Here is a 10593-nt window from a genome sequence, read left to right on the forward strand (position 1 = left end):
AGGCAAAAAACCGGACTAGCGTCCGGTTGTGTCAGGTATGCCCTTGACTTCAGCTTACTTCAGGGTAGTCGTTTTAACAGGGCCGGCCCATCGATAAAGCCGATGATGCGCTGCTGTTCTTTACCGCTGGCATCGAAAACAATCAGGCCGGGCGGGCCAAACAGACCGAAGCGCTTGAGCAGCGCCTGATGCTCGGTATTGTTGGCAGTCACATCGGCACGCAAGCGGGTATAGCCTTCCAGCTTTGCCATCACCGCCGGGTCCTTAAAGGTGATCTCTTCCAGCTCTTTGCAGCTGACACACCAGTCGGCATAAAAGTCGAGAATGGCCGGCTTGCCGGCTTGAGCGGCACTGGCCAGCGCCTGATCCAGTGTCGTTGTATTCTCTATGCTTTGCCATGGCTGGGTCGTGCCCTGTGCGGCCGCCTGCTGCCCGGCCAGCCATTTAAGCGGATAGCGCGGGTTGGTTTCGCCGGCCAGCATGCCGATCAGCTGTGCACTACCCAGTAAAAACAGCATGACGCCCAGCGTCTTGCCTAGTTTTCCTGCTACGCCGGCATTGCTGGGCAAGGCTTCAAAGCCCTTGAGGAAAACGGCACAGCCTATGGCCAGTGCGCCCCATAAGCCCAAAACGGCAAATGCAGGCAGAAAAGGGGTGGCCAGATAAAGCGCCAGCGCCAGCATCAGGACACCGAAGCCGGCCTTGATGCCTTTCATCCATGCCCCGGCGCGCGGCAGGATATGGCCGCCAAAAGTGCCGATCAGTATCAAAGGCAGCCCCAGCCCCAGTGCCATCATATAAAGTGCCGCGCCGCCCAGTACTGCGTCTCCTGTCGCGCCGATATACCCCAAGGCCAGTGCCAGAGGAGGCGCGACGCAAGGGCCGATCAGCAAGGCCGACAAAATGCCCATCAGCGTGACGGTTGCCAGATGGCCGCCGCTAAGCCGGTTGGAGGTGTTGGCCAGCCGGCTTTGCCAGGTGGCCGGCAACTGTATGCTGTAAAGGTCAAACATCGAGAGCGCAAACACCACCAGCAGCACACTGCTGCCAAGTATCACCAGCGGTTGCTGCAGCCAGACGGTCAGTAATGAGCCGGTCAGCCCGGCAATCACGCCCACCACGGTGTAGGTCAGCGCCAAGCCCTGCACATAGGCCAGCGACAGGATCAGGCCGCGACGGCGGGTGAGGGTGTGCCCCTGCCCAGCGATCAGCGACGAGAGGATGGGCAGCAGCGGATACATGCATGCGGTTAGCGCCATGCCCAGGCCGGCAATGAAAAAAGTCGACAGGGTGGCCAGCCAGCCTTGTGCCGACAAATCGCTGTCTGGCGACTGGGTTTGCGTATTGGCCGGCTTTTGGGTGAGCCAGTCAGGCAGCAGTGACTGGCCCAGCTTGAGGGTCCGGGTATCCGGCGGGTAGCAGACGCCGATATCGGCACAGCCTTGCAGCTTGAGCTTGAGTGTCAAAGCCTCGGGCGCATGCGCGGCCAGAGGCACGCTCAGCGTGACTTTGCCGGTATAGATGGTCTGCAGGCCAAAATACGGATCGTCCTTGACCTTGCCCGGCGCAAAAACCAGCTTGCCTAGCAAGCCGGGTGGTTCACTCGTGACCGAGATGCGGTCGCGGTACAGGTAATAACCCGGCGCAACGGTAAAGTTCAGCAGAACGACACCGCCCTGACGCTCGGCCGTGACGGCAAATGCTTTTTCCTGACTGAGCAGGTCCTCCTGGCTCAGCGCATGGGCCGCACTGCTGAAGAGGGTCAGCAGCAGGCATAACAGGGATAAGACACGCATGTACCAACGCTGCATAAGGTGTGATTTTGACATGTGTGCATTGTCCTGTCCCTATGGCAGACTTGGCAAGTCCCTTCCTAGTCCAGCACCAGACGATTGCGCCCGGCATCCTTGGCTTGGTACATGGCCTGATCGGCGCACGACAGCAGGGACTCAATGGCGGTGTGATTACCGGAATGAGCCAGCCCGAAACTCATGGTCAGGCCGGACAGGCCGGGCGCAGGGCTGATTTCCAGTGCCGCAACAGCGTGCATGATCTCTTGAACCACATGCACGGCGTCATGTCTGCTGGTCATCGGCAGCAGGAGCAGGAATTCTTCTCCGCCCCAGCGTGCGCATGCATCGGTCTGTCGCAGGCGATGGCGCAATACGCCGGCAATCCGGCACAAAGCCAGATCGCCAGCCTCATGGCCGGCCAGATCATTGATGCGTTTAAAATGATCGACATCCCCCAGTGCAACGGCAAAGGCCGGCCCACCCCGTGTCTGGCGTGCCAGTTCATCACGCAAGCGTGCCAGCAGGTAGCGGCGGTTATGCAGGCCGGTGAGTTCGTCGTGCTCGGATTGCTGGCGCAGTTCCTTATTGAGCTCCTGCAGCGAGTGCTGGTAGCGATCCGAAATGCGCAGCAGGCGCTCAAGGCGTTTGAGCTGCGCATCATGACGCTCGGCATAGCTGAGTCCTCTGTCGTACTCTGCCTTCTGGTAACGGTCGGAAATACGGGTCAGCCGTTCAAGCTGTTCGGTGTCGGTGCGATAGCGGCTGAACAGCATACTCAGCGCATCATGCAGCGGGTGGTCTTGCCACTGCGGGTCTGCCAGCAAGCTGCTGATCGTCTGTTCCAACTGGGATGAAGATGCCATAGCTCTTATATCGTTTCAGCCGCCGTGATATTGAAAGGGAAGGTGCAGTCTTCCTTGAACTCTTCCGCCAGTTCGGAGACTCGTTCATTTTGCGGCTGGTAATGCCAGACGAGGCTGACATCGCGGCCATCCTGAAAAGCCTCCTCGGCGCAGTCGAGGATGTCCATCATGATGCGGATGCTGCTGGTGTTAAGGTAGAGCAGGGCAAACTCCAGCCTAAGCGGATGCTGGGTTTCACCCAGAAAAGCATTGACCCAATCAAGAGTCGGCTGAAAAAACTCGAAAGCATTTTCCGGGTAAGAGTCGCCGGACATGTGGAGCACACCATTGGAAAAATCGGTACGGATATGCGGTGTTGATGCCGTCGCTGCAATATTCAGATCATTCATATCAAGGATTCCTATTGCTCAAAGCGTGACTTGCAAACTGAAAAAACCGAACTGTCCATCCAGTTTTTGCAGGCAGGCAAGTGGCGCCTGATGAGCCTTGCGTGCAATATCGATCAGCCCGAGCCCGGCGCCGGTGCTGGCACCCGCATCGCGCGGCGCACGCAGTTGGGTCTTGTAAGCCGCCTTGAGGGCCGCCTTGTCCATGCTGGCAAGTTGTGCGACTCGACCGCACAGTGCCTCGCCGTCGGCGTAGTGCACCATATTGCCGGCACAGATTTCGTAATGCCCGTCGCTGCCGCGGGAAATGACCACCGTGCCGCTGGCCATGGTTTCCGGCAGCTGTTTTTCCCGCGCATAGTGACGGATATTCTGCGTCAGTTCGATATAGATACTGAATACATCGGCAACCGACGAGGGCGAGGCCTCCAGTGCCTCAAGGTGACGGCGCAAAGCCAGGCCGATCTCTTCGATCAGGGAGGCGGAAAACGGCCCGTTGAAGCTGAGCAGGATCGCATTGCGATCGAAAGTCTCGCGTAGCGCGAGCAGGTCTTGAGGTTTCATCATGCCTCCTTAGATTGGGTTCGGACTCGCATCGGTGCCCAGCACGGCGATATCGTCCAACTGGGCCTTGTCTTGCTGGTAGTCGGCCAGAATGGTTTGCAGGCGTGCACTGCGCTGTGCCCAAGGCAAAGCCTGCAGCCCGGCCAGTACGGCCTCGAAGCGTCGCCTGCCGAAGCCGTAGCCGGACTCTCCGCCATTTTGGTCGAGCAAACCGTCACTACTGAGGTACAGGGACAAGCCTGCGCGCAGGGGATGCTGGTGGTTGGCCGTTTCAATGACGCGCTTCTCGCCTAGTGCCCGCCGTGCACCGCGGATCAGCGTGACGCCTTCACCGTCTACGGTATAAAGATCCATGTGCGCACCGGCAAAAGTGAAGTTTCCGCTTGCAAAATTGATATGGCACAGGGCGGCATCCATGGTGGTGCTCACCTGGGCGTTGGCCGCGTCGCTACTGAAGCGGGTGCGGGCGGCATCATCCATCCGGCTTAGCAGGTCGGCAGGATCTTCCGCAGAGCCTTCATCCAGCGCGCTCTGGAAGGCAGCGTAGGCCTGCATGGTCATCAGGGCGCCGGATACTCCATGGCCGGCACAATCAATCAGCCCGAACAGGTAGCCTTGCGCGGTGGGGGTAAACAAATAAAAATCACCCCCCACCACATCGCGTGGCCGCCACAGCAACAGATGCCTGTTGTGCAGGGTGTCCTGCAGGGCGCGTTCCGGCAAGATGCCATGCTGGATCAGGCTGGCATAACGTATGCTGTCGTTGATCTTGCGGTTGGCGTCAGACAGGACAAGGTTAGCCGTGGTCAATTGTTGGGTGCGCTGGCTGACCTTATGCTCCAACTCCTGTGTGTGGGCTTGCACCTGTTGGGCCATCTCGTCAAAGGCCGAGGCCAACTCGCCGATCTCGTCATTGCGCGGCATTGATGCCTTGGCGGTATAGTTGCCCGCAGCCATTTGCCTGACGCTCGCGGTCAGCCGGGCAATCGGTTTGAGCAGGAGCTGATCAAAACCCAGCACGACCAGCAATAGCGTCATTAACACCAGTGTCAGCATGGCAATGACGACACCCGATACCAGCGTGCCATCCACCACCCGGCTGGCTGTCGGATCGATGGCCGAGACGGCAAACCATTCCAGCTCGGGGATTATGGAAATGGCCAGCAGCTGGGGCTTGCCGTCCAGCGTCAGCGAAAGGGACTCTTGAGTGCTGGCGCCGGAACTCAGGCGTGTCAGTGCGCCTTGCAGTGCACGGGCATCATCGTGACCGGAGAGGTAACGGGCCAGTGTCGGTTTGTCCTGCCCCTGTTTGCCGGTCGCGTTGTAGACGATGCGGGCCGGGTCGGGGTGGGCCAGAATGCTGGCCTGGCTATCAATAATCATGCTGCTGACGCCAGGCTCTGCGTTTTGTACGTAATCGTACAAAAAACGGGTCAGCTCAAAACCGGTGCCGACCATGCCTAATGGCTGGCCATTTTCCGCTACCCGGACATTGACCCAAGCCTTGGTGACCCTGACATGCTGGTCGTAATTGACATTGAGGTTGAACGCATTCTGCTGCTTGAGGCTGGCAAAGAACCACGAATCAGCCTGATTTTGTCTTGACAGTGTGTAGCGTGCGCGCGGGCTGAAGGGCTTGATGCTGTCGTTGAAGTAAAAATGATGCGAGCCGCTGCTACTGGCAAAGTAGGAGTGATCGGCAAATAGACGGCGAAAGGACTCGGCCTCGGCAAAGAAAGCCCGCTTGATGGCCGGATCGTCATCATTGCGCATAAAGGCACGGGTGGTCGGGGAGTCGGCCATCTTCTGCGCCAGCACCAGTTCGCGCTGAATGGGGACCAGCAGGTTGAGCCGCTTCAGTTCGACATGGCCAACGATGTAGGAAGAGGCAAAGTGATGACGCGCCCTGTCCAGTAGCATACCGCCGGCCAGCAGTGCCAGCAGCAGCACCCCCAGTGCCGCCAGCAAGACGGCAACAACCGCCTTGCGGCGTACTGTTCTGAACAGTGTATTGACGTCGGGCTTAAACTGGGCGAGTGAAACACGCATGCTATTTGTTGAACCAGCAATGAATTTTTATGCATTCTAATTGTTTTTGTTAATTGTTTATATAGCCAGCGAATTCCTTATGCAGCCATACCTACACTTTGCCCACGCCAATAGTTTCCCGGCCGGCACTTACCGCAAGATGCTGGCCGTACTCGAAGGGCATTATCAGGTCGGCTATCTGGATACGGTCGGTCATAATCCGGCTTTTCCGGTCAGTGATTGCTGGCCGCATCTGGTGCGTGAAACCATCGCTTTTATCGAGACGCACTACCCGGCGCCGGTATACGGCGTTGGCCACTCGCTGGGCGGCTTTATGATGTTTTACGCGGCCATTTTGCGTCCCGACCTGTTTCGCGGCATCGTTATCCTGGATTCACCCCTGATGGGGCCGATGCGCTCGCACGGCATCTGGCTGGCCAAGAAGCTGGGCTTCATCCATAAGCTGACCCCGGGCAAGAACACGCTGCAGCGGCGCGACAGTTGGGCCGATGAGGCGCGAATGTATGATTATTTTGCGCGCAAGGCGCTGTTTGCACGCTGGGACCCCGATTGCCTGGCCGACTATGCGCGTTACGGCAGTGAAGACAACGGTAAAGGCGGGCGGCGGCTGAAGTTCCGCCCGCAAATCGAACATGCGATTTACCAAACCTTGCCGCATGATCACCCGTCTTATCGTGGCCAGCTAAAAGTACCGGGTGTTTTTGTGGCCGGTACGCAGTCCGGTGTGCTCAAGGCGGGTGACTTGCGCTGGATGCAGCACCATTTTGGCTTGAAGGTCGTACATCAGAACGGCACGCATTTATTCCCAATGGAGCACCCGGTAGAAACCGGCAGGCACATTGTGGACATCATTGGCCGTATGGAAGCAGCGCGCTAATCTATCCCGGCTTTCGACGCCTGTTTCCTGTTGGCCAGTGTGTTCCGCCCGGTCTTGCTGGCCGGGCTTGTCTATCTGAGCGTCGCCAGCCGCAAGCGCATGGTCTCGCGCGTGACCGGCCCGGCGATGCCGTCTGCCTTGAGGCGGGCGGCTTTCTGGAAGGCGATGACCGCCCGGCGGGTGGCCGGACCATAGCGGCCATCAGTCCTTAGCTGCGGCCTTGCACCCAGATCGTTCAGTGCCTGCTGCAGCCAGCGCGTGTCGCTATCGGTGTCGGCGTTTTGCCATGCGGCCAGCCCGCTATCCTGCAGCAAGGGCCACAGTCTGGAAAACCATAGTTGGCGATCGGCCAGCCCGTTGTAGCCGCCATTGATCTTCTTGGTGATGCTGCGGATATCGTTCTTGTCGGCATGGTCGTTGAGCCGGCTTTCGCTCCATTCGGCCAGTGCCGGCTTGAGGGCGTGCTCGGGCAGCGTCACCCACTCGGGGTGCGTCTCGAAATCGACGCCACAGGCCAGACCCATGCGGCGGTGATTGCCGCGACCGGTGGTCTGCAGCATGCCGTTGCCGCGAAAGCGAAAACCGTCGCCGGCCCCGGTGTTGCCCAGTTCTCTGGCCTTGTAGGGGTTGCCCAGCCCGTAGACCCGCTCGGCGATCGCCTCCGGATGGCCGGCGAGCTTCGCCGCCTCGGCAGCAGTGATGGCGGCGCTATGCTTGCCCACCCCGAAAATTTGCCCAAGCCGAGGTGCGCTGTAGTTCATGTTTTCACGCAGGATGCTGAAGCCGCCGGTTTCATGCAGCATCTGGGCGAGAAAATGGCCACGCCTGAGTGCGCTTGTCAGCCCGTGCTGTAGCAGCAAGGCATCGCTCTGGCGCAGCGCACTCAGGTAGTCGGTTTTGGCTTTGGGCGCGAGCGAGGCGACGATATCGGCAAGGGGTTTCATGGCGGGCTACCGGATACAAAAACCCAGTCTAGGACAGCTCGGGATGGAAGCCTGCGGCGCATGGCGTGGCAGCGACGGGCATCAGTGTTATCCTTTGTGCATATCAAGACCGGCATGGATGGCGGCAAGCGCGCGCCGAAAACACAAGGAGAAGTGAAGATGCAAAAACGGATTTGGCTTGCCACGGTGGTATCGGTGGCGGTGCTGTACGCCGAGGCGGCCTTGCTTGGCGGCTATCACGGCTTAAGCGGGGTGAACCTTGTGCGCGGCCCGCTTGAAGCATGTCAGGCACTGGCGTTCAGCTTCGCCTCCGGCCTGGGGCTCCCGGGTGGTGTTGCACTGGCGATCGCCGCCTTGCTGCTGGCCTTGCCGCCATGGCTGTTTGCACGGCTGATCGTGCGTTTGCCGGAGTAACTGTGAGTGGCAGCCGATACGCTGCATGTATCGTGCTTACCGGCGGGCGAGGCTGGCTGCCTAAGTTGCCCAGCGCTCTGTACGCAGCGATATAGACGCGCTTGCTTCGCTTGTTTTGTATAGCCAACGCAGAGACATATGCCTTGCCGGCAATGACCGGGACGCTGGCGTCTTCCGTACAGGCAGCGTCAGCCGCGTGTGGAAGATCTGTGTGACACCCTGCTTGGCGTATCATGTCCATTCTCATGAATTTGACATTGCATGGCTGGAGAATTGATGCCGGAAGGATTCTCTTATTGCCGCTGTCCGCAGTGCGGGCGCAGCAACCGGGTCGACCAGCAGCAGGCGGCAGCGCGTCGCCCCTTGTGCGGGCATTGTGGTGCGCTGCTGGCCGCCGCTACACGACAGGCTCCGCCACTGCTGGTGCTGCTGGGCGTACTGGTGCTGGCCTTGCCTGCCAGCCAGTGGGCGATGCCCTACGTCGGCCGAACCGCCTCGCTGTGGGTGGCGGTGATGCTGGCCTGGCTGGTGCTGCGTTATTACCGGGCCAGCTTCGACGCCGGCTGGAAGGTGATGCTCGCCATGTTCGGCGTCAGTGTGTGCCTGCTGCTGTATGACCGCAGCCCGGAGGCGGGCGCGCTGCAAATGGCAAACATGACTACCCCCTTATCCGGCGTGGCCGGGCCGTTGCGCGGCGACCCGCACCGCGACTATCTGGCTGCCGTGGATGCGCGCGACCCGGAAATCAATGTGCTCGCATCGCGTCTGGTTAAAGGCTGCGCCGTGCGCGATCAGGCTTGCGAGGCGGACAGCATTGCGCGCTTCGTCGCCGACCGTATCGACTACCGCAACGATCCGGATGGCGGGCGCGACTATATCAAGCCGCCACGGCAGACACTGGCGGCAACGGCCGGCGACTGTGAGGACAAGACCATTCTCGCCGTCAGCCTGCTCGAAACGCTGGGTATCCGCAGCGTGATGGTGTTCGAGCCGGGCCATGTCTACCCGATGGCCTGCTTCGAGCAAACACCCGAAGCACTGCGCGGCAAAGCGGGCCGTCAAATTGCCGGTGCCGGCAACTGTTTCGCGCTGGAACCGACCGCGAAAAATTCCGGTCTGGGGGTGGAGAAGGATACCGGCCGCATTGAAGCCACCTATCTGGTCAAAGGAGGGCAGCGCCTTGACTAAGCATGGCTGGCATTACGGACGTGTGGCGCTGGGGCTTTTGTGGGCGCTACTCTGTGCGCCCTTGTGGGCGGCCGAACTGCATATCGAACACCTGCCCGATGGGCGTACCCAGTTGGCGCTATCGGGCAATGGCCGTTGGGCAGAGACGGTGCATATCGAAGTCACGCCGGCTTGGGCGGTGCAATCCTCGACGCAAGCGTGGCCTATGCAGGTCGAAATCAGGCCGGAAGAAGTGCGCCGGCTGATCGCCGAAATCAGGCTGGCACCGGGTGCGCAGGTCAGCTTCAATCGTCGTAGCCGGCCCGGCCTTGCGTCGGCGCAGCATCAGGATGGCTACGCCTATTTGCGGCCCATCCCCAGCATGGGGGCGCTGGCAGGTGGCGAGGCGCAGGGACGGGCGGCGCTGGGCGAGGCGGTGCGCGTCGCCCGTGACGGCATCGTGGTGCAGACCGAGGCGCGCGACGACGCGGGCTATGTGCTGGTCGCCCACGCAGACGGCACGCTGGGCAGTTACAGCGGGTTCAGGCCGGGGGCGGATTTGCCGCCGGGGCGCTACGTCAATCGCGGCGGCGTGCTCGGGCAAGGGGTCGGCACTTACACGCTGCTGTTCCGTGTCGAGCGCCCCGCCGCCAGTCTCGACGCCGCGCAGCCGGTGGCCTCGGCCGTATGGGACGCGGCCGAGCGTGACGAGCGTACCGTGACCCGCCTGCCGGGCTTGGTGCCAGACACACCACCGGTGCAGGACACGCCGGACACGCCGCCAGTTGCGACGCCTGATCCGCTGCCGGGTGACGCCTCCGTCTGGCGGGACGATGTGAAGTTTGTCGCGCAGGTGCTCGCGGTGACTGCGGTGTTGCTGTTTGCCTTCCCGCTGCGCCGTCGCACGGTGGCGGCGAAACGTACGGCGCGCGGGCCGGCGGGTGGCGGGGCACAGGTCAACCTCGATGCCTACGCCCAATTGCTGCGCGCAGTCGGTGGCGATGCGGCGATGGTAGAGCGTCTGCTGGCCTATGAGATCAAGCGTGGGGCAAGTCCGTCTGATGCCGCACAGGCGGCGCTGGAGCGTTTGCAGCGGGACAGGGCGCGAAGTACTTAGTCGCGAGTGACTTCGCAAAGCGTATTTCGAGTTGGAGTCCGCTGCGCGGACGTTTTTGATTGCCGCTTCCGCGCGGCCAACGGGGTTATTTCTTTTGTCTCGCCAAAAGAAATAACCGAAAGAAAAGGCGACCCGAAGCCGCTTCGAAACCCCGCGCCAAAGCCGTCCGCCAAGGCGCCGCCCAACTCGCAATTTGCTAGCGTCAAATTGCTCGAACAAGGGGCGGCTTAAAACCTTGGCGGCCGCCTTTACCTCGGCTTGCGGCTACGGGGTGGGGCGACTCCCCATGTGTGCGGCGGGTTTGTGAGGTTTTGTAGGGTGGGTTAGCCGCCAGCGGCGGCGTAACCCACAGAAGTATTGTGCCTTGCAAACAAGTTGGTGGGTTACGGCCTGCGGCCTAACACCTAACCCACCCTTGT

Annotated in this window: 10 protein-coding genes; 4 read left to right on the forward strand and 6 right to left on the reverse strand. The window is 60.7% G+C overall.

The window, feature by feature from the left end; genetic code table 11:
• Positions 1-59: 59 nt before the first annotated feature.
• The 5 genes from dsbD to siaA form a co-directional block, all read right to left on the reverse strand.
• Positions 60-1796 (reverse strand): protein-disulfide reductase DsbD, encoded by a 1737-nt coding sequence (gene dsbD, locus ACRC1E_RS11910; protein WP_438515310.1) that lies wholly within the window; start codon positions 1794-1796, stop codon positions 60-62.
• Positions 1797-1873: 77 nt separating this feature from the next.
• The gene (gene siaD / locus ACRC1E_RS11915; protein ID WP_438515311.1) at positions 1874-2656 is read right to left on the reverse strand and encodes a biofilm regulation diguanylate cyclase SiaD; all 783 of its coding nucleotides are present in this window, start codon (positions 2654-2656) and stop codon (positions 1874-1876) included.
• Between the two features lie 5 nt (positions 2657-2661).
• A complete protein-coding gene (gene siaC / locus ACRC1E_RS11920) occupies positions 2662-3045 on the reverse strand; it encodes a biofilm regulation phosphoprotein SiaC (RefSeq protein ID WP_438515312.1) in 384 nt (127 codons plus the stop codon).
• Positions 3046-3063: 18 nt separating this feature from the next.
• Positions 3064-3606 (reverse strand): biofilm regulation protein kinase SiaB, encoded by a 543-nt coding sequence (gene siaB / locus ACRC1E_RS11925; protein ID WP_438515313.1) that lies wholly within the window; start codon positions 3604-3606, stop codon positions 3064-3066.
• A gap of 9 nt (positions 3607-3615) precedes the next feature.
• Positions 3616-5655, reverse strand: a complete 2040-nt coding sequence (siaA, locus tag ACRC1E_RS11930; protein WP_438515314.1) for a biofilm regulation protein phosphatase SiaA — start codon at positions 5653-5655, stop codon at positions 3616-3618.
• A 79-nt stretch (positions 5656-5734) separates the two neighbouring features.
• On the opposite strand from siaA, the gene ACRC1E_RS11935 reads away from it, so the two are divergent.
• Positions 5735-6532, forward strand: a complete 798-nt coding sequence (locus tag ACRC1E_RS11935; RefSeq protein WP_438515315.1) for an alpha/beta fold hydrolase — start codon at positions 5735-5737, stop codon at positions 6530-6532.
• A 71-nt stretch (positions 6533-6603) separates the two neighbouring features.
• Here the strand turns inward: ACRC1E_RS11935 and ACRC1E_RS11940 are convergent, their stop codons facing one another.
• On the reverse strand, positions 6604-7476 hold the full coding sequence (locus ACRC1E_RS11940) for a peptidoglycan-binding protein (protein WP_438515316.1): 873 nt from the start codon (positions 7474-7476) through the stop codon (positions 6604-6606).
• Between the two features lie 159 nt (positions 7477-7635).
• Between ACRC1E_RS11940 and ACRC1E_RS11945 the strand changes: the two genes are divergently transcribed.
• From ACRC1E_RS11945 to ACRC1E_RS11955, 3 genes are all read left to right on the forward strand, one after another.
• The gene (locus ACRC1E_RS11945; RefSeq protein WP_438515317.1) at positions 7636-7890 is read left to right on the forward strand and encodes a hypothetical protein; all 255 of its coding nucleotides are present in this window, start codon (positions 7636-7638) and stop codon (positions 7888-7890) included.
• 276 nt (positions 7891-8166) lie between these two features.
• The gene (locus ACRC1E_RS11950; protein WP_438515318.1) at positions 8167-9078 is read left to right on the forward strand and encodes a transglutaminase domain-containing protein; all 912 of its coding nucleotides are present in this window, start codon (positions 8167-8169) and stop codon (positions 9076-9078) included.
• A complete protein-coding gene (locus tag ACRC1E_RS11955) occupies positions 9071-10174 on the forward strand; it encodes a hypothetical protein (RefSeq protein ID WP_438515319.1) in 1104 nt (367 codons plus the stop codon). The genes ACRC1E_RS11950 and ACRC1E_RS11955 overlap by 8 nt, the downstream gene beginning before the upstream one ends.
• Positions 10175-10593 lie beyond the last annotated feature (419 nt).

Origin of the sequence: Craterilacuibacter sp., from assembly GCF_051659485.1 — a bacterium.
Lineage (GTDB): Bacteria > Pseudomonadota > Gammaproteobacteria > Burkholderiales > Chromobacteriaceae > Craterilacuibacter.

Excerpts from the sequence above, each read along its gene's own strand:
- ACRC1E_RS11935 (WP_438515315.1), top strand. The coding sequence starts at position 5,735 with ATGCAGCCATACCTACACTTTGCCCACGCCAATAGTTTCCCGGCCGGC.
- ACRC1E_RS11950 (WP_438515318.1), top strand. The coding sequence starts at position 8,167 with ATGCCGGAAGGATTCTCTTATTGCCGCTGTCCGCAGTGCGGGCGCAGC.
- ACRC1E_RS11945 (WP_438515317.1), top strand. The coding sequence starts at position 7,636 with ATGCAAAAACGGATTTGGCTTGCCACGGTGGTATCGGTGGCGGTGCTG.
- siaA (WP_438515314.1), bottom strand. The coding sequence starts at position 5,655 with ATGCGTGTTTCACTCGCCCAGTTTAAGCCCGACGTCAATACACTGTTC.
- dsbD (WP_438515310.1), bottom strand. The coding sequence starts at position 1,796 with ATGCGTGTCTTATCCCTGTTATGCCTGCTGCTGACCCTCTTCAGCAGT.
- siaD (WP_438515311.1), bottom strand. The coding sequence starts at position 2,656 with ATGGCATCTTCATCCCAGTTGGAACAGACGATCAGCAGCTTGCTGGCA.
- siaC (WP_438515312.1), bottom strand. The coding sequence starts at position 3,045 with ATGAATGATCTGAATATTGCAGCGACGGCATCAACACCGCATATCCGT.
- siaB (WP_438515313.1), bottom strand. The coding sequence starts at position 3,606 with ATGAAACCTCAAGACCTGCTCGCGCTACGCGAGACTTTCGATCGCAAT.
- ACRC1E_RS11940 (WP_438515316.1), bottom strand. The coding sequence starts at position 7,476 with ATGAAACCCCTTGCCGATATCGTCGCCTCGCTCGCGCCCAAAGCCAAA.